We start from the raw sequence: 18,857 nt of genomic DNA, 5'->3' as shown, positions 1-18,857 counted from the left end.
TATCCACCTGTTGATTGGAGTGGCAGGCGGGAGACTCCTGCGGGAGTGCAAGTGACGGGAGACCCCGCAGGAGCGAAGCGACGAGGAGGCTCCCGCACTGCCCGCGGAAAGCGGACGCCTGAAACGGAAATCAACAGCCAAATTTAACAGCCCAAATAAGAAAGGAGGACTGCCGATGAATCCGCAAGTTCATACTCTGGCCAAAACAGTCAGCGAAGAAAACTGGATGAGCTTTATCAGCACACCGCTTGCATCAAGGGAAGGCTATAAGTCAGAAGAACAGGAAATTGTGATTCCGCATACGGCAGTCCGGCTACTCGGAACACCCTATGCAGAAGATGAATATTTCCAGCTTCTATATGACCTTGCCCATCAAACTTCACCTAAAATCCATTGCTTAAGCGGGGAGCTGAATAAGGAAATTCAGCAGGAAAAATTCCAGGCAATTCAGAACCTGCTGATGATTCATGGGAAAGAAAAGCTGTCCATCAACAGGTTTGTAGCCTTTATGGACAGGGATTCACTCCTCCCCATGCTGGATGATCCATCACTGAACAGGCATATTAGAACCACCTTCATAGCAGTTTTGACCCGCTATGAAGAAAATCATAAGGATGGACTCGGCGGCCAGCAGTTCCGCAGAGTGATTGTTGATCTTGTCAAATGGACGTGGAACCACCTGAACGAATGGCTGGAGGAAAAGAGCGGCGACATTCCCCGTGTTCTTTGGTACGGCCCGGCAACGGCAAGCGAGCAATATTTTTTGTATCTGCTGTTTCTATTTGGATGCGACTTGATTCTTGTGCATCCTGAAGGAATGGATCCTTTATCTGAAGCAGATCCAAAGCAGACGGCAGGCTGCGCCATTTCGTTTCCCGGAACGCAAGAGCTGATCCCATTTCCTGCAGAGCGGCCGAAACGAAAATCAACGGTAGCCTATAAAGCAACAAAAGAATTGGATCAGGTCCTGCATTCCGATGATTCAATGCTGTACAAGCCTTGGCAGTTCAGGAATTATTCGACAAACTCCATTACCCTGAAAACAACTTACGATGAACTTTTCCTGCTGATCAGGGAACAGGCTTTTGTGAGACCAAACTTTGAAGTCAAGAACAAAACGGTCTATATCCCGACACTCTTTTCAAAAATCATGGGCATCTCCAAAAATCGCAAAACCTACTGGTCAAAGCTTGAGGAGCTGCGCGATTTTGAGCTTTCCCTTGTTATCCGGCACTTTCCTTTTACAAGGCCTGTGAAAGGAAATCCCCAGTTTCATATCCAGGATGCGGAAGGGCCGGACGGCAGGCTTGATCCGAAGCGAATGATGGCCAGCAACTGGTGGCGCTATAAAAAGCTTCCGGCAGGTCTGCAGCTTGCGCTTGCAGAGGCTATCTCCCGCTATATCTATAAGCCGCGGCTGAAAATGGCAGAAGGTGAAAGCGAACGGGGCCTGCAGTATTTTCTTTTTAACCATGCGCTTGAAATTCCGCAATCCATTATCAGCCTGCTGCAGAATTTCGATTATGCTCAGGCTGTTCCAAGGCTCATTCTTTATAACAATGAACAGAGCGGCAAGCTGTCAAGATCAGATGCAGCCATGCTGCTCCTGCTGAATGAATTCGGAATCGACATTGTGCTGCTGAATCCTGCTGGCTATATGGATGTAGAGGAATTTATCGAGGAAAAGTATTTCGACATCCATTGGCTTGATGAAATGAACCATGGTGAACCTTACAGAGAAGCAACACTTTTTCAAAAGTTTATCAAAAGAATTTTCTGAGGTTTTTTCAAGGGGCTATGTTATAGAAGAATGCCGATTTTTAATCACCTGTTGATTGGAGTGGAAGGGGGAGACTCCTGCGGGAGTGCAAGTGACGGGAGACCCCGCAGGAGCGGTCGCTGTGAGGAGGCTCCCGCACTGCCCGCGGAAAGCGGACCCCTGAAACGGAAATCAATAGCCAAATTTAACAGTGTCTTTCAGAAATTTATGTAATTTTATAAGATGCATGATTTTGCGCGAAAATAGGGAGGGTCTAAAATGAACGAGCTGGATATCATAAAGCCTGATCAGGCTGAGGAAATATTGGAAAACGGGCAAAGTGCACTAAAAGAAAAGCTAAAAAAAGATCCAAACATCCAAAAGCTTGCGGAGCAGATTGACCATCGCGACCAGGTGGCGATTCTCGAATACGGCAGAAAGCCTGCTAATGAAATTTCGGCTTTTTCAGGAAAAATATTAGACACAATCAAATCCAGCAGTATGGAAGAATCAAGCGCGCTTCTTAAACACCTTGGCCGCATTATGGACAGATTTGATCCAAAAGACTTTGCCGAACCAAAAGGATTTGTGTCAAAGTGGTTCAGCAAAGGACAGAAGATGGTCGAAAAGCTGATGTCTAAATACCAGACAATGGGCTCTGAAATTGACAAAGTGTATGTGGAAATCGTGAAGTATGAAGATGAAATGAAGCGTTCTACTACTACACTTGAACAGCTGTATGAGCAAAACTTCCAATACTACCTGGAACTTGAAAAGCATATTACAGCAGGGGAACTGAAACTTGAGGAACTGAAGGGCAAACTTCCTGAAATGGAAAGGCAGGCTGCAACCGGAGATCAGCTGAAGGGCATGGAGCTGGATTCTATGAAAAACGCTGTTGAATTGATGGAACAGCGCGTATATGACCTGGAGCTTGCCAAACAGGTCGCCTATCAATCAGCACCGCAAATCCGTCTTCTGCAAAGAGGGAATACAAAGCTGATTGGAAAAATCAATTCCGCCTTTGTAACAACGATCCCGATTTTCAAAACTGGCCTGATTAATGCTATTGCAGCCAAGCGCCAGAAGCTTGTAGCCGATTCAATGAATGAGCTCGAAAAAAGAACGAACGAAATGCTGATTAAAAACGCTCAGAACATTTCGCGCCAAAGCGTTGATATTGCCCGTATGGCTGGCAGCCCAAGCATCAAAATTGAGACAATCGAAGAAACATGGAATATTATTCTTCGCGGCATGCAGGAAACAAAAGCAATTGAGGATGATAACAAACGCATCCGTGACGAAGGACGCGTCCGTTTAGAGCAGCTGCAGGACAATTTTGATAAAATAAAGAGCGGCAGAAACTAATAGATAGAATTAGCAGAAGCACCGGTTCCGGCCGGTGCCTTTGTTGTCTCTGCATCGAATTAAGACAGAGGGCTTGGTAGCAGAGAAAAAATATGGTAGCATAAAGTGCTGGAAATTGTTTATAATGAATGGTATGACTATTAGGAAACATAGGGGTAAGCCTGCCTTTTTGCTCTAGCAATCTTATTCCTTCAAATCATAAAATCAAAGAGCCTCGCAATCAGGCTGTCACTGTGAGAGCAGAAGCTGACGGTCCATTGTGATGGCTGCAAATGAAAGAGATTACGGAAAGGGTGTGCCTTGTTTGAGCCTTAAAAAGTATTCGCCTGAGCAGGTGAAAGAAATCGCAATGGTAGAATTGGCGTATGAATTATTGGAAGAAAAGAAGCAGCCTTTAACCTTCAAGGATATATTTGATGAATTGGTAGGCAAGCAGGGTTATACGAAAGAACAGGCAGCAGACCGCATTGCCCAGTTCTACACGGATTTGAATATTGATGGAAGATTCATCGCCTTGCAGGATGGTTATTGGGGACTTCGCAAATGGTATCCATATGATCAAATTGAAGAAGACATCGCAACAACTGTTGTGAAGCCTAAGAAGAAAAAAGGCAAGAAGGCTTCTGACGATGATCTTGATACAGAAGGCTTTGATGATACAGATGACGATGACTTCGATGATCTGGAAGAATACGAAGATGATCTGGATGAAGATCTTGATGAAGATGATTCTGCAGATGATGCAGACGAAGATCTCGATGTTGATGAAGATGATGACGATGACGACGAGGAAGACTTTGATCTCGAAGAAGACCTCGACGAAGATGATGAAGATGAAGAAGACGAAGACGAAGATAAGTAAGGAAAATCACCTGCCTGCCGGCAGGTGTTTTTTCATGGAAGCCAGCGGTGCATGGCAGGGGCTTTTTACCTGATTTTTACTCTATTTAAAATCAGCTTGACTTTCTATTCCCCAGTAGGTAGTATTTTATTTGGGCTCTTTCATTGAGACATTGTTCGTGAAGAATAAATATCCGCTCCCTTCTGAGTAATTGGAAGGGAGCTTTCTTATTTATTGCTTTTTTTATTTTTAGCGCAAGGCCCTTGAGCTAAGCGCAAGCATATCGGCTTTTTTAGCACACGCCTGAAAGCAGTCATCTGGTTGGGATTAAAAAAGAGCCATTTCTTTCATTCGCTGAAAGCACGGAAAAATGTTTTCTCGCTCTTTAGCGCACAATATACACATCCATTATTATTCGAGGGGGAAAAGCATCAAATGACAAAGTATATTTTCGTGACCGGCGGTGTTGTTTCATCGCTCGGAAAAGGCATAACAGCAGCTTCTTTAGGCCGTCTTCTTAAAAACAGAGGCTTGAGCGTCACTATTCAAAAGTTCGACCCATACATCAACGTAGACCCTGGAACAATGAGTCCTTACCAGCACGGAGAAGTTTTCGTAACAGGAGACGGTGCTGAAACAGATTTGGATCTGGGCCACTATGAAAGATTTATCGACATTAATTTAACAAAACTAAGCAATGTGACAACAGGAAAAATCTATTCTACAGTCCTTCAAAAAGAACGCCGCGGTGATTATCTTGGAGGAACAGTCCAGGTTATTCCCCACATTACAAATGAAATTAAAGAACGCGTTTTCCGCTCCGGCAAAGAGACGAATGCTGATGTTGTCATTACGGAAATCGGGGGCACAGTAGGCGACATCGAGTCCCTGCCTTTCCTTGAAGCGATCCGCCAAATTAAAAGCGATATTGGCCGTGACAACGTCATGTACATCCACTGTACGCTTGTTCCCTATCTAAAAGCAGCAGGCGAAATGAAAACAAAGCCGACACAGCACAGTGTAAAAGAACTGAGAAGCCTCGGCATTCAGCCGAACGTCATTGTCGTTCGTACAGAAGCACCGATTTCTCAAGACATGAAAGACAAAATCGCTTTGTTCTGTGACATCGAAGAAAGAGCTGTTATTGAAGCCGCTGATGCTGACACTCTTTATTCAGTGCCGCTCGCTCTTCAGGCCCAGTCCTTTGACTCAATTGTCTGCGAGCATTTAAAGCTGGATTTCCCAGAAGCGGACATGACGGAATGGAAAGAGCTTGTTCATAAAGTAACCAATCTTTCAAAAACTACCCGCATTGCTCTTGTCGGAAAATATGTCGAGCTGCAGGACGCTTATATTTCAGTCGTTGAAGCCCTTCGCCATGCAGGCTACGAATACGATTCCGATATCGACATAAAATGGATCAACGCTGAACACATAACAGACGACAACGTTCAAACCATGCTCGCTGATGCGGATGGCATACTTGTACCGGGCGGCTTCGGCGACCGCGGCATCGAAGGAAAAATCATTGCCGTCAAATATGCCCGCGAACACAAAGTTCCGTTCTTCGGCATCTGCCTCGGCATGCAGGTAGCATCTATTGAATATGCAAGAAATGTACTCGGCTTAGAAGGCGCCCACTCATCTGAAATCAATGCTGACTCACCATATCCGGTCATCGACCTTCTGCCTGAACAAAAGGACATCGAAGACCTCGGCGGCACACTTCGACTCGGCCTGTACCCTTGCAAGCTTGACGAAAGCTCTAAAGCGTACGAAGCTTACCAGGACGAAGTGATTTATGAGCGCCATCGCCACCGCTATGAATTCAACAACGAATACCGCCAGCAAATGGAAGAAGCCGGCTTCGTATTCTCTGGAACAAGCCCTGACGGCAGACTGGTCGAAATCATTGAACTCAAGGACCACCCTTGGTTCATCGCATCCCAATTCCACCCGGAATTCACATCAAGACCAACACGCCCGCAGCCGCTGTTCCGCGAATTCATTCACGCATCACTGCGCAATGCTGAGAAAATGTAAATGAGAAAAGCCCCGTGCTTCGAGTAGCGCGGGGCTTTTGTTTTGGGTTTTTGGGTTGAGCATAGAGGTAGTTGCGCACGTAAAGCATAAAAGGGAAAAACTAAGGTTTCCATCCACCTCAAACCCCATCCTCTTCATACTCCTGCAAAATCTCCACAAGCACAAACCGCAGAGCGTAATAAACATAAAGCGACGTCATAATGGCAGGAAAGCCGTAGCGGCTGCCGTCCTCTGCAGGGATCAGCGGTTTCTTGAGCTTTGAATCAATGTGAACATCAGCAAATTGTTCAAGGCTTTCCGCTGAGTCTTTTACAAGAGCTGATACTGCTGCAAATAGTATTTCTTTTTCTGCTAGATCCTTGGCAAGCGTCAGTGCTGCTTCATCATTAGAGAAACGGGAAAAGATCAGCACTCTGTCTGCTTCTGTTACTTCAGCCATGCTGCCGTCTTCCTTAAACAGCGGTTTGGCAAACGGGAAGGGCTCGCTGCTGGAAAGGGCTTCTGCCAATATGGCTGAAAGTTCATCGAAGCCGTGGAGATAAATGCTTCCGGCTCCAACGGCAGCCTGTGCAAGCAGCCGGGCAGCGTCTTCTGTCTGGTATTCTTCCTGATCCGCAATGCGGTTGAAATGTCCGGTTAGTTGAGTTGTAAATATTTTAAGCACAGTCAGGCTCCTTTGTTCATCTTTAATTTGTATTGGTCTATTATAGCGAATGTAAGGAAAAGAAGAAAAGGATGCGGAAAATGTCGAAGAACATGTCATTTTTCAAGCAGGATATTGGTCATAAAAAAAGAATAAATAGCTTTAAGTTAAATTGGAGAGCTTTTGGAAAATACACGAAGAGGTGTCGAATATGCAGAATGAAAAAATATTAATAGTAGATGATCAATATGGGATTAGAATTTTGCTGAACGAGGTATTTCAAAAAGAAGGATACCAAACGTTTCAGGCGGCAAGCGGATTTCAGGCACTGGAAATTGTCGAGCAGCATTCTCCTGATCTAGTTCTTCTTGATATGAAAATTCCTGGAATGGACGGCATTGAAATCCTGAAAAGGATGAAAGTGATTGATGAGGGAATACGGGTAATTATTATGACAGCGTACGGTGAACTGGATATGATTCAGGAAGCGAAAGACCTTGGGGCTCTGACTCATTTCGCTAAACCTTTTGATATTGATGAAATTCGGGCAGCAGTGAAAAAGTATCTTCCGATCAGGTCGAATTGACATATCTTTCAAAGGCCGGAAATCTGCCGAAATGTTGCTGATTCTGATAGAACTTGGTATGCTTATTGTTGAGTAAAGTATTGCATTCATACTTGCGCTACATAAAACGAGTTTATTTGGCTATTCTTTCAGCATGCATTAAAATAGCCAAGCAAAACAAGGAGGATATTTCGATATGCCATTAGTTTCTATGACAGAAATGCTCAACAAAGCAAAGAGCGAAGGGTATGCGGTTGGCCAATTCAACCTGAATAACCTGGAGTTTACCCAAGCTATTCTTCAAGCAGCTCAGGAGGAGAACTCACCGGTAATCCTTGGCGTGTCTGAAGGTGCAGGCCGTTACATGGGCGGCTACAATACAGTTGTCGCTATTGTTAAAGCTCTGATGGAAGAGTATAAAGTGACAGTGCCTGTAGCCATTCACCTTGACCACGGTTCAAGCTATGAGTCTTGTGCAAAAGCAATTCATGCAGGCTTCACTTCTGTTATGATTGATGCGTCACACCATCCGTTTGAAGAAAATATCGAAATTACTTCAAAAGTGGTTGAACTGGCTCATTTCCATGGCATTTCTGTTGAAGCAGAGCTTGGTACTGTGGGCGGCCAGGAAGACGATGTTATTGCTGAGGGCGTTATTTATGCTGATCCTAAAGAATGCCAGGAGCTTGTTGAACGCACTGGTATTGATACGCTTGCTCCAGCGCTTGGTTCTGTTCACGGCCCTTACAAAGGCGAACCGAATCTTGGGTTCAAAGAAATGGAAGAAATCGGCGCTGCAACAGGTGTTCCGCTTGTTCTTCACGGAGGCACTGGCATCCCGACAAAAGATATTCAAAAAGCGATTTCTTTCGGTACAGCTAAAATCAACGTAAACACTGAAAACCAGATCTCTTCTGCCAAAGCAGTGCGCGAAACGCTTGCTGCGAAGCCTGAAGAGTATGATCCGCGCAAATACCTTGGTCCTGCACGCGATGCAATCAAGGAAACCGTTAAAGGAAAAATGCGCGAATTCGGTTCTTCTAATAAAGGTAACTAATTGAAAAACCGCCTTTTTCTAAAGGCGGTTTCTATACATGTCTGCAAGTAAGCGATACCAATAGGCGTACAATTCAGAAAAAACAGGAGGTTCCTTTTCATGCTTTTTTTCATTGATACGGCCAATATTGACGAAATCAGGGAAGCAGAATCAATGGGAATACTTGCTGGTGTCACAACCAATCCTAGTTTAGTAGCCAAGGAGAATGTATCTTTTCATGACCGGTTGAGAGAAATTACGAATCTTGTAAAAGGTTCTGTCAGCGCTGAAGTGGTATCGATGAACGCACAGGACATGATCAAAGAGGGCAGAGAGCTCGCAGAAATCGCCCCGAATATTACAGTGAAAGTTCCAATGACAAAAGAAGGAATGAAAGCTGTCAGAGCGTTCAAAGAGCTTGGCATTAAAACAAATGTCACTCTTATTTTTAATGCGAATCAGGCGCTGCTTGCAGCAAGGGCGGGAGCGAGCTATGTTTCGCCTTTTCTTGGACGGCTTGATGATATAGGCCAGGATGGTTTGGAACTCATTTCAACCATTGCAGAAATATTTGATGTGCACGGCATTGATACAGAAATTATTGCTGCTTCGATCCGCCATCCGATGCATGTAACGGAGGCGGCAAGAAGAGGTGCAACCATTGCAACACTTTCTTTGAAGGTAATCGATCAGCTCTTTAATCATCCTCTGACAGATCAGGGGATTGAAAAATTCCTGGCAGACTGGGAAAAGAGAGCCTGACTTTTCAGAATGGCAAGCTCCGGCTTGCCATTTCGCCCGTTTATAAAGCAGGATGATTTGAGCTTCTATGCAAAGTGTCCTACAATAGAAACTAACGTTTTTAAATGGATGCAATGGAATTTTTATTATGATAAAAGCTGCCAGGATGCTGATAAATATAAGAGCAGCAAGCTCCAAGCAGGAATTCTTCGTACGGACTGCCTCCCTGCAAACAAATATAGCTTGTATTCTTTTTCTTGATTATGGTAAATATTTGATGAAAAGGAATCTTTTTAACCATTCCAATCCACCTGGCGTGCAAGTGACCAACTTCTTGGGAAGGGGAACCATCATGGAAAAGTTGAAAATTGCCGGCGGAGACCTGCTGAAGGGCTCAGTCAGCATAAGCGGTGCTAAAAACAGCGCAGTAGCCTTAATTCCGGCTACAATACTCGCAAATTCTAAGGTGTCAATTGAGGGGCTTCCTGATATATCAGATGTCCATATTTTAAAAGATCTTCTGGAGGAAATCGGCGGAAAAGCCCAATTTGAAAATGGGGAAATGACTGTACAGCCGGAAGAAATGATTTCTATGCCGCTGCCAAACGGAAAGGTGAAGAAGCTCCGGGCTTCCTATTATTTAATGGGAGCTATGCTTGGCCGCTTCAAAAAAGCCGTTATCGGCCTTCCTGGAGGGTGCCATCTCGGGCCTCGTCCGATTGATCAGCATATTAAAGGATTTGAAGCGCTCGGTGCACAGGTGACAAATGAGCAGGGCGCCATTTATCTTCGTGCAGACGAGCTGAGAGGTGCCCGCATCTATCTGGATGTGGTGAGTGTCGGCGCCACAATTAATATCATGCTCGCGGCAGTTTTGGCCAAAGGCAAAACGGTTATTGAAAATGCTGCAAAAGAACCGGAGATTGTAGATGTGGCAACACTGCTTTCCAACATGGGCGCCAGAATTAAAGGCGCAGGCACAGATGTGATTCGCATTGAAGGGGTAGAGGAGCTTCACGGCTGCCGTCATACCATTATCCCTGACAGAATTGAAGGCGGTACCTATATGATTATCGGTGCTGCCATGGGCAAGGAAGTTCTGATCGATAATGTGATCCCGCTTCATTTGGAATCACTGATTGCCAAGCTCAGAGAAATGGGGATCCATGTCGAAACAAGCGATGATCAGATCTGGATTGTCGGCGGGCAGAAAGAGCTGAAGCCTGTTGACATCAAAACATTGGTTTATCCAGGCTTTCCGACCGATTTGCAGCAGCCGTTCACATCGCTTTTAACAAAAGCAAACGGGACGAGCGTTGTGACAGATACCATCTATTCAGCCCGCTTTAAACATATTGACGAGCTGAGAAGAATGGGTGCAAGCATTAAAGTGGAAGGCCGCTCAGCGATTGTATCAGGCCCGAATAAACTGCAGGGTGCAAAGGTTAAAGCGAGTGATCTCCGCGCAGGTGCAGCCCTTGTGGCAGCAGGCCTTCTTGCTGACGGCGTGACGGAGATTACAGGCCTTGAGCATATTGACAGAGGCTACAGCCAGCTTGAAGAAAAGCTGACAAATATGGGTGCAACCATCTGGCGTGAAAAAATGACAGACCAGGAAATTGAACAGGTTCAAAATTCCTAAAAAGGGTACTGGAAACTTTTTCTCAAAGAGAACCTATCGCACCAGCAAACCAAGTTTGTTACAATCACATAGGTAAAGCATGTTTTAAATACAGCTAATGACAACCGGGTTTTCAAAGGGGAGGAGTACAAACGATGGAAAGAAGCTTGTCAATGGAACTTGTACGCGTCACAGAAGCAGCAGCGCTGGCCTCAGCAAGATGGATGGGCCGGGGCAAGAAGGATGAAGCGGATGACGCGGCAACATCAGCAATGCGGGACGTTTTTGATACTGTTCCGATGAAGGGCACAGTCGTAATCGGTGAAGGGGAAATGGACGAAGCACCGATGCTTTATATCGGCGAAAAGCTAGGGAACGGATACGGGCCCAGAGTAGACGTCGCGGTTGATCCTTTAGAAGGAACTAACATTGTTGCACAGGGCGGCTGGAACGCATTGGCGGTTATCGCTGTTGCGGATCACGGCAACATGCTGCACGCGCCTGATATGTACATGGACAAAATTGCAGTCGGGCCGGAAGCGGTTGGCTGCATCGACATCGAAGCGCCAATACTTGATAACCTGAAAGCAGTAGCAAAAGCAAAGAACAAAGATATTGAAGATATCGTCGCAACCGTACTGGAAAGAGAACGCCATGCCCACATCATCAGTGAGCTGCGCGAAGCAGGCGTCCGCATCAAGCTGATCAATGACGGAGATGTGGCAGGGGCCATTAATACGGCATTTGACCATACAGGCGTAGACATTCTATTCGGTTCAGGAGGCGCTCCTGAAGGCGTGCTCGCAGCTGTTGCACTGAAATGCCTCGGCGGCGAAATCCAGGGCAAGCTGCTCCCTCAGAATGACAAAGAACTTGAACGCTGCGTGAAGATGGGGCTTGATGTTCAGAAGATCCTCCGTATGGAAGACCTTGTGAAGGGCGATGATGCCATCTTTGCCGCAACAGGGGTAACAGACGGCGAATTGCTGAAAGGCGTCCAGTTCAAGGCATCACAGGGAACAACCCAATCGGTTGTCATGAGAGCAAAGTCAGGCACTGTCCGTTTCATTGACGGCAGGCACAGCCTGAAAATGAAACCGAATCTGGTGATCAGATAAAGCAGGGCTAAAGGACAAGCCCAAAAAGAAGCAGGCGCCATGCCTGCTTTCTTTTAAAGCTTTATGTCAGTTCTATTACTTGTCTTCAAAAAGATTGATTATTCGAGTGAAATAAGGTAAAAATAAAGAGTGCTGCAAAAAGAAAAAAACGCGCATTTCTCTACTTCAGCTCACCTTCTTTTCCTTCTCTATTTTCTGTCCCTAAAAGAATGGACAAACATTATTTTATTCCTATTACTAAAGAGTGGTGTATATATGAGTGATATTTCAGTTTCCATTTCAAGCCTTGAACATATGAAACTAAAAGAGCTGTACGAGCTTGCAAGACATTATAAAGTTTCCTACTACAGCAAACTGACTAAAAAAGAATTGATATTTGCCATACTAAAAGCCAATGCAGAGCAGGAAGATCTTCTGTTTATGGAAGGCGTTCTTGAAATTATCCAATCTGAAGGCTTTGGTTTCCTCCGGCCGATCAACTATTCTCCAAGCTCTGAAGACATTTATATTTCAGCCTCTCAAATTAGAAGATTTGATTTGAGAAACGGCGATAAAGTCTCCGGAAAAGTGCGTCCCCCAAAAGAAAACGAACGCTACTATGGCCTTCTGCATGTAGAAGCAGTGAATGGCGATGACCCTGAATCAGCAAAAGAGCGGGTTCATTTCCCGGCATTGACACCGCTTTATCCTGAAAGGCAGATTGTCCTTGAAACACAGCCTCAGCATCTTTCAACAAGAATTATGGATGTGATTGCTCCTGTTGGTTTCGGACAGCGCGGACTGATTGTAGCACCGCCTAAAGCAGGGAAAACGATGCTTTTGAAAGAGATCGCCAACAGCGTGACAACGAATCACCCGGAAGCCGAACTGATTGTTCTCTTGATTGATGAACGCCCTGAAGAGGTGACAGACATTGAGAGATCGGTTGCTGGGGATGTTGTCAGCTCTACCTTTGACGAAGTTCCTGAAAACCACATTAAAGTGGCGGAGCTTGTGCTCGAACGCGCTATGCGTTTAGTCGAGCATAAGAAAGATGTAATCATTTTGATGGACAGCATTACACGTCTAGCGCGGGCTTATAACCTTGTTATTCCACCAAGCGGCAGAACGCTGTCAGGCGGTATCGACCCTGCGGCTTTCCACCGTCCGAAGCGATTCTTCGGTGCGGCGCGGAATCTGGAAGAGGGAGGAAGCCTGACGATTCTTGCGACAGCGCTTGTTGATACAGGATCCCGCATGGATGATGTGATTTACGAGGAATTTAAAGGAACAGGCAACATGGAGCTTCACCTTGACCGCTCGCTTGCGGAAAAGCGCATTTTTCCAGCAATCGATATCCGCCGTTCCGGCACAAGGAAAGAAGAATTGCTTATTCCAAAAGAAAACCTCGAAAAACTTTGGGCAATCCGCAAGGCGATGTCAGACACACCTGATTTTGTCGAAAAGTTCCTGAAGAAATTGCGGCAGTCAAAAACAAATGATGAATTTTTTGAGCTTCTTGCTGCTGAGCCGAAGCAGACAGGTTATGCTGGGGCAAAACGGTAAAATTCAAAATTCTCCCTCTTGCAATTGGGAGTAACTGTTGTTATACTTTTTTCATATGCATTCTGGAGATACGTAAGTGAGATATTCTCGCTTATCTGGAATAGATAACTCTGTTTCAAACATGATTCAGGGCGGAAGGAGATGAAAGTAATGAAAGCAGCAATTCATCCTAACTACAAAAAAGTAATGGTGAAATGTTCTTGCGGAAACGAATTTGAAACTGGTTCTGTAAAAGACGAGGTTCGCGTTGAGACTTGCTCTGAATGCCATCCATTCTACACAGGCCGTCAAAAATTCGCTGAAGCTGGCGGACGTGTTGACCGATTCAATAAAAAATACGGCATCAAGTAATAAGAAGCTGTACAGAAAACAGGCAAGTACATTCTTGCCTGTTTTTTTTACGGATGAAACACACTGGTTTGGCCTGAAAAGAAGGCCTTTAGTCATGGAACGCGGTCAATTGACTCGAAGAAGAAGCATTTGCTTATGAGAAGGACAAGCTTTAAAATAAGCCAAATGCAGCGAGCAATGATGACGAAGGGAGAGGCCGTTTAATATGTACGTAATGAAACAAAGCGGATGGCTGGAAGTCATTTGCGGAAGCATGTTTTCGGGAAAATCAGAGGAACTGATCCGGAGGGTGCGAAGAGCTCAATACGCCAAGCAGAACATAAAGGTTTTCAAGCCTTCCATTGATAACAGATACAGCGAAGAAGAGGTTGTTTCCCATAATGGAACAACGATCATGGGCATGCCTGTTGCTGCCTCCATTGAAATTCTTTCGCACGTCACGGACGAAGTAGACCTGGTAGCGATCGACGAGGTTCAATTCTTTGATGAGGATGTCCTCGAGGTTGTCTCAAGACTCGCAGATCACGGCCACAGAGTCATCGTCGCAGGCCTCGACCAGGACTTCAGAGGCGAACCATTCGGAATTATGCCGAACCTGATGGCTGTAGCGGAAACGGTCACAAAGCTCCAGGCTGTCTGCTCTGTCTGCGGATCCCCTGCAAGCAGAACACAGCGCCTTATTAACGGAAAACCGGCCTCCTACGATGATCCGATCATCCTCGTGGGCGCGTCAGAATCCTACGAACCGCGCTGCCGTCATCACCACGATGTCCCGGGAAAGCAGCTGAAAAAAACTGACAGCAAAGAGATGAAGGACGGACAAAAGCTGTAAAAGAAAGGCATGGTCATTGGGATCATGCTTTTTTGTATGGGGAAAAGCGGGTGAAATGAGAAAAGGCTGCAGAATGGGGTTGGCATTCTACAGCCATATAGGTGGCTTTCCCTTATTTAAATCAAGGGGCTTTTCTTCCTCTTCATAATAAACCGTCACCAGCTGCTCATTCATGGTGTTGACCACACTATCGTATTGATTAGCAAGCGCAAGCATGGAAGCTTGATGCTCACTGATTGCTTTTTTGGCCTTCTCATTGTGCTCTTCGATGGAAGTACAGATCTTATTGACGATTTCTCCAGATTGGTGAGTCATTTCATTTTTAACCATACTTGCAAACTTTGCACCCTCATTATCCATTTCAGACAAGAGCCTTTCAAAAATCTTCGCCTTATACGTTAAATCAGATTCAGGAATAAAGCGGTGCATGAATGTATTCTGTCCCATGGCTGCTCCTTTCTTAGCTATATTTGAAGATGGCCGCAACTTTTTGGTCATCTTTAAAAAACGCTTCTATGGAAGAGCGGATCTTTTTAACTAAAGCTATGCCTTCTGTACGTTCCTTTTCAAAGTATTGAAACATATTAGAGAAGGTCTCTTCATTGGCTGGGGGAAGGGGATAGATATTCTCCTGAACCTCGATCCTTGTTACCCTGTAGAAAGTACCGGATAGTGTGGAAAATTGGTTCAGCTTTGCCTCCTGCTCGGAATGATTCGCTTCCATATCCGCAATCTTTGCCATCAGGATTCTTTTGCGGTCTTGGTAATCATCAGGATATTCCCTCTGATAGGCGATTTGCAAATCTTTTAAAATGGATTCTTTCCGCTCGAAGGAGGCAATTCCTTCTTTATAAATCCGGACGGCAGAGGATAAATTAATCTTAATGGTCTGCCCATTGGCCGAGCCCGTCATGACCATATCATCTCCCTCATAGGAAATGCTGCTGCCTTCGGAAAGCGCGCCAATCACTGCATCGAGCAAGTGAGCAGCAGTAGCCATATCGAACTTCTCCTTAAACTCTTCTATTATTTTTTTTATATCATCAAAGCCGTCCATAAACTCGCTGAACTCATATTCCAGGCTTCCTACAGTGAAAAGCAGTTTGAGAATTGAACCGGGATCACCATTTCCCAGCTCTTTAATAAAGGATGCACCCGAAATACCCTTTACAGCATTCTCGATATTTTCCAAATGTTTAATCATTCCATCCACCGTCTGTATCACCTTTTCTCTATCTTCAGACGAAACAGCTCCAACGATATGCAGCAGGGCAGGTAGCTCTTCCTTCAATTGATACATTTTTTTCAGCATCAGCCCTGCATTTTTCCCCATCTCTATAACTGTTGCGATTCCTTTAGCCGCTTCTCTGCCCGTCTCAATTGGATTAAACGATGGGTGCAGACTTTTTAATGAATCCATCGCATCGTCCCAAAACTTTTTGTCATAGCCGGTCGCTTCATAGATAAGACCATCTATTCCGCCTTTTTCATAGGCAGGAGCCAGCTCAGCCAGTTTTTTCTGAATAATGGCCAGATCCTTGTCCGATAAATGGCTCATCATGCCTTTTAGGCCAGCGAAATTGGGATTTGAGTCAAGAAGCTTGCGATCGCCCAGAAATAAAAATCCTCTGAGACCAGAGATGCCGTAAAGTATTTCTTCTTCGTTGGTTACATGGTGGATGTGAGCGCCTTTTTCTTTATAGTAATCTTCGGCAAATTTTTTGAGTTCTTCTGGGGGGAGGGAGTAGATTTGGTTCAAAGACTTGATATTGAATTGTTGCATTAACTTCAGTTGAAACTTTTTATCTTCTGTAAAAAGCTGATAAACACTGGGAGGCGCGTCGTTAAAAGTATATACTTCTTTAAAATCATCCGATAATATGGATAGCATTTGAATTAAGTTACCTCCAAGTGAATGCCCTATTCCGTAGTTCTCTAATTTTAGATTACTAATCTTTTCTCCTTTAGCTGTTCTTTTTTCTAGATCTTTCTCTACTCGTGCTGAAATGTCAGCCTCAACGGACTTGAAGAATACAGTAGCATCATCAAGCTGGGATGTGTTTTTACCAGCATAAATTCCAAAGGTATTATATAGCCAGTCTAATGGCTGGCCTTTACCGCTGTCTTCTCCCATTTCACTTCCTCTAGTGATTGTGTAGGATTGATTGATTCCTTTATTAGGATCATAAAAGTGAATAATAGTACCATCAAAACCTGAATCTTTATCCGTCTGGTATTTGGGAGCCCCTGAACTGTAAATTTCAATTTCTGCAGGTGGTTCCTTGCCAGTCTCTTCAACAATGACTTGTTTTATCTTCTGTTTAAAAACTGCTAGTTGTTCTTTTGTAGCATTTTTGGGAATGTCATATTCAATTTTAGCGATTCTTGCTCTTAAAATATCGGAATTTAAAACAGAGTTACCGCTCATCTTTATCACCTTTTATTCCTTAGTGAATTTAACAGATTTCATTAGCATTAGTGCATTTTTTTCAAATTCAGTATTGGTTTTTTTGCATTTATTCTCTTTATCATTACATGTAGAGGTATATATAAACTGAATACTCTTATTATCATTTTTGCTTTTGATAAAGCTGAAGTAATAAAATGTTAATAAATTTTGGCTTTCGTCAATTTGTTTTCCTAGATAGATTTCTTTATCATCCATTGATAGATTATCAAAGTTCCCCTTGTAGCCAACTTTGTTTGAAACCAGTTCTTTATAAGCATCAATATTTTTAGTTGTGGATTTATTTGAGTAGATTACTTGGTTATTGAAATCTTCATTTAATAATTTTCCTTTGCCTGTATAGGTTATATTTTCGAAGAAATTACCATTCTGCTCGTGGCCCAGGTCAGCAGAAATGACCCCATCCTTCGGAAACAGCATCGTATACCCGCCAGTCTTCGATTTAAACAAATAATACCCAGGCTCCACTTCCTTAGGAGAAGCCATATACCCTCGCGTAAACTCATCCTGAAAGGCAGCCGTTTTCGGCAGTTCCTGAGAAGGAGTTCCGCCCCCTGATACTGGTTTTTCTTCCTTGCCTTCGCTCATACCGCAGCCTCCTATTGCAAACATTGCTAAGATTATTCCGAGCTGTATGTATTTTTTCAAAATGGAATCCCCTTTCAAGGTAACAGTCAACGTATCACATTCCATTACTACCACATATTCCCACGTCCTTACAATACAAAACCCTATCCATTAGAAATTCGAAACTATTATCCTGTGTGTATCGTCTTGTTTTTCTTTTTGCTCAAAGGGAAAGGTATGCCGTTCGTAGTGTAGTTGACAGCGGAGCAAAAAATTTACGGGACTGAAAGAGGGGGGATAGTAAAAATAAAAAGCCGCACCTCAAAAGGTGCGGCTGTCACGCCTACAAGCTGAACATGGCTTTCAAAAAGCTCTTTTTCTGCGGCTGGATCTCATGATAATTTTCTTCTTTCCGGCTTTCCGCCAAAGCGGTCAGCTTTTCGAGGGTTTCTTCGATTTGTTTCATCCTGCCTGAAAGCTCGTCCATTTCCCGTCTGTGCTGCAGGAGCTGGTAGGAGACGACAGCGTCTGCTTTGTCGTTCATCTTCTTTTCGAGGCTTTTCAGGCGATCCATGATTTCCGCCATTCCGTCAGGCTGGGGCTGAGGCTGGGCGAGGGAGGCGGCCCCTTTGCGCACAGCCGGTTTCTTTTCGATAGAAATATCCTGAAGCAGAATGCCGCTTGTGAGCTGCTTTTTAACATCCTTCAGTGTTTCAATGTCTTTATCCTCAAACAGGTAGTGGCCGAGTTCATTTCGCTCCATGGGCAAGTCCAGCTGCTTGACCCAGCGCTGGATTGTTTTCGACGAGACACCTAACTGCTTTGCTGCCATACTTGTATTCATCGTCCATTCCCCCTTTTTGGCTAAGAATGTTCGACGCTGGGCGTAAATTCCCTTTATGTATGACAAAACAAGAACAGATTCGGCAAAGGAAGTGCTGTTTCGCTGTTTGTCGAACGCTCAGCGTTCATAGAGCTCAAGCGGCAGGCCGTCCGGGTCCTTGAAAAAGGTATAGGCTTTACCAGTCAGTTCATCGACTCGGACCGGCTCGGTTTCAACGCCTCTCTCATTTAATATTTTGACCGCTTCCTTCAGGCTGTCCACTTCAAAGGCGAGATGCCGCAGGCCTCTGGCTTCAGGCTGATTGGGCCTTTCCGGCGGATTCTGAAAAGAAAACAGCTCAATTTGGTATGTATCGCCGACCTTAAGATCGAGCTTATAGGAATTTCGTTCTTCCCTGTACGTCTCCGCTTCAATTTCAAGGCCGAGCGTTTCGGTATAAAAGGTCTTTGAGACTTTATAATCGGAACAGATAATGGCAGCGTGGTGAATTCGGTTCAGCATCTTTCCAGCTCCTTC

At 44.6% G+C, this 18,857-nt stretch carries 19 protein-coding genes; 12 read left to right on the top strand and 7 right to left on the bottom strand.

Going from position 1 to position 18,857, the window contains the following annotated elements; translation table 11 throughout:
- Window positions 1–175: 175 nt before the first annotated feature.
- From LRR81_RS10650 to LRR81_RS10635, 4 genes are all read left to right on the top strand, one after another.
- Entirely contained in the window at window positions 176–1,780 is a 1,605-nt protein-coding gene (locus LRR81_RS10650) for a YceG family protein (protein ID WP_231789348.1), read from the top strand.
- A 258-nt stretch (window positions 1,781–2,038) separates the two neighbouring features.
- Window positions 2,039–3,127, top strand: a complete 1,089-nt coding sequence (locus LRR81_RS10645; RefSeq protein WP_231789347.1) for a toxic anion resistance protein — start codon at window positions 2,039–2,041, stop codon at window positions 3,125–3,127.
- Between the two features lie 304 nt (window positions 3,128–3,431).
- Entirely contained in the window at window positions 3,432–3,989 is a 558-nt protein-coding gene (gene rpoE, locus LRR81_RS10640) for a DNA-directed RNA polymerase subunit delta (RefSeq protein WP_231789346.1), read from the top strand.
- Between the two features lie 414 nt (window positions 3,990–4,403).
- Entirely contained in the window at window positions 4,404–6,011 is a 1,608-nt protein-coding gene (locus tag LRR81_RS10635; protein WP_231789345.1) for a CTP synthase, read from the top strand.
- A gap of 118 nt (window positions 6,012–6,129) precedes the next feature.
- On the opposite strand, the gene LRR81_RS10630 is transcribed toward LRR81_RS10635, so the two are convergent.
- Window positions 6,130–6,675 (bottom strand): DUF2529 domain-containing protein, encoded by a 546-nt coding sequence (locus LRR81_RS10630; protein WP_231789344.1) that lies wholly within the window; start codon window positions 6,673–6,675, stop codon window positions 6,130–6,132.
- A gap of 190 nt (window positions 6,676–6,865) precedes the next feature.
- On the opposite strand from LRR81_RS10630, the gene LRR81_RS10625 reads away from it, so the two are divergent.
- The 3 genes from LRR81_RS10625 to fsa all read left to right on the top strand — a co-directional run bounded on the left by LRR81_RS10625 (window position 6,866) and on the right by fsa (window position 9,017).
- A complete protein-coding gene (locus LRR81_RS10625) occupies window positions 6,866–7,240 on the top strand; it encodes a response regulator (RefSeq protein ID WP_231789343.1) in 375 nt (124 codons plus the stop codon).
- A 175-nt stretch (window positions 7,241–7,415) separates the two neighbouring features.
- Complete coding sequence (locus LRR81_RS10620; protein ID WP_231789342.1) at window positions 7,416–8,276, top strand: class II fructose-bisphosphate aldolase; 861 nt, start codon at window positions 7,416–7,418, stop codon at window positions 8,274–8,276.
- Between the two features lie 99 nt (window positions 8,277–8,375).
- Window positions 8,376–9,017: a fructose-6-phosphate aldolase gene (gene fsa, locus LRR81_RS10615; RefSeq protein ID WP_231789341.1), complete on the top strand. Its 642-nt coding sequence runs from the start codon at window positions 8,376–8,378 to the stop codon at window positions 9,015–9,017.
- 100 nt (window positions 9,018–9,117) lie between these two features.
- Here the strand turns inward: fsa and LRR81_RS10610 are convergent, their stop codons facing one another.
- Window positions 9,118–9,297 (bottom strand): hypothetical protein, encoded by a 180-nt coding sequence (locus tag LRR81_RS10610; RefSeq protein WP_231789340.1) that lies wholly within the window; start codon window positions 9,295–9,297, stop codon window positions 9,118–9,120.
- A gap of 51 nt (window positions 9,298–9,348) precedes the next feature.
- Here LRR81_RS10610 and LRR81_RS10605 point away from each other — a divergent pair, with 51 nt between their 5' ends.
- The 5 genes from LRR81_RS10605 to LRR81_RS10585 all read left to right on the top strand — a co-directional run bounded on the left by LRR81_RS10605 (window position 9,349) and on the right by LRR81_RS10585 (window position 14,463).
- On the top strand, window positions 9,349–10,638 hold the full coding sequence (locus LRR81_RS10605; RefSeq protein WP_231789339.1) for a UDP-N-acetylglucosamine 1-carboxyvinyltransferase: 1,290 nt from the start codon (window positions 9,349–9,351) through the stop codon (window positions 10,636–10,638).
- Window positions 10,639–10,772: 134 nt separating this feature from the next.
- On the top strand, window positions 10,773–11,735 hold the full coding sequence (gene glpX, locus LRR81_RS10600; protein WP_231789338.1) for a class II fructose-bisphosphatase: 963 nt from the start codon (window positions 10,773–10,775) through the stop codon (window positions 11,733–11,735).
- A 255-nt stretch (window positions 11,736–11,990) separates the two neighbouring features.
- Window positions 11,991–13,280, top strand: coding sequence for a transcription termination factor Rho (gene rho / locus LRR81_RS10595; protein WP_231789337.1), 1,290 nt, complete (start codon window positions 11,991–11,993; stop codon window positions 13,278–13,280).
- Window positions 13,281–13,430: 150 nt separating this feature from the next.
- Window positions 13,431–13,631, top strand: coding sequence for a 50S ribosomal protein L31 (rpmE, locus tag LRR81_RS10590; RefSeq protein WP_231789336.1), 201 nt, complete (start codon window positions 13,431–13,433; stop codon window positions 13,629–13,631).
- Window positions 13,632–13,836: 205 nt separating this feature from the next.
- A complete protein-coding gene (locus LRR81_RS10585; RefSeq protein WP_231789335.1) occupies window positions 13,837–14,463 on the top strand; it encodes a thymidine kinase in 627 nt (208 codons plus the stop codon).
- 87 nt (window positions 14,464–14,550) lie between these two features.
- Here the strand turns inward: LRR81_RS10585 and LRR81_RS10580 are convergent, their stop codons facing one another.
- From LRR81_RS10580 to gloA2, 5 genes are all read right to left on the bottom strand, one after another.
- Complete coding sequence (locus tag LRR81_RS10580; RefSeq protein WP_231789334.1) at window positions 14,551–14,910, bottom strand: hypothetical protein; 360 nt, start codon at window positions 14,908–14,910, stop codon at window positions 14,551–14,553.
- A 13-nt stretch (window positions 14,911–14,923) separates the two neighbouring features.
- On the bottom strand, window positions 14,924–16,891 hold the full coding sequence (locus LRR81_RS10575) for a DUF6792 domain-containing protein (protein ID WP_331716335.1): 1,968 nt from the start codon (window positions 16,889–16,891) through the stop codon (window positions 14,924–14,926).
- A 12-nt stretch (window positions 16,892–16,903) separates the two neighbouring features.
- Complete coding sequence (locus tag LRR81_RS10570; RefSeq protein WP_231789332.1) at window positions 16,904–17,518, bottom strand: hypothetical protein; 615 nt, start codon at window positions 17,516–17,518, stop codon at window positions 16,904–16,906.
- Between the two features lie 322 nt (window positions 17,519–17,840).
- Entirely contained in the window at window positions 17,841–18,341 is a 501-nt protein-coding gene (locus LRR81_RS10565) for a MerR family transcriptional regulator (protein ID WP_231789331.1), read from the bottom strand.
- Between the two features lie 117 nt (window positions 18,342–18,458).
- Window positions 18,459–18,842 (bottom strand): SMU1112c/YaeR family gloxylase I-like metalloprotein, encoded by a 384-nt coding sequence (gloA2, locus tag LRR81_RS10560; protein WP_231789330.1) that lies wholly within the window; start codon window positions 18,840–18,842, stop codon window positions 18,459–18,461.
- Between the last annotated feature and the right edge of the window lie 15 nt (window positions 18,843–18,857).

Origin of the sequence: Metabacillus kandeliae (assembly GCF_021166585.1) — a bacterium.
GTDB lineage: Bacteria > Bacillota > Bacilli > Bacillales > Bacillaceae > Metabacillus_B > Metabacillus_B kandeliae.
Note: the sequence above shows the minus strand (reverse complement) of the source record. Positions and strands in the feature narration are given on the sequence as shown.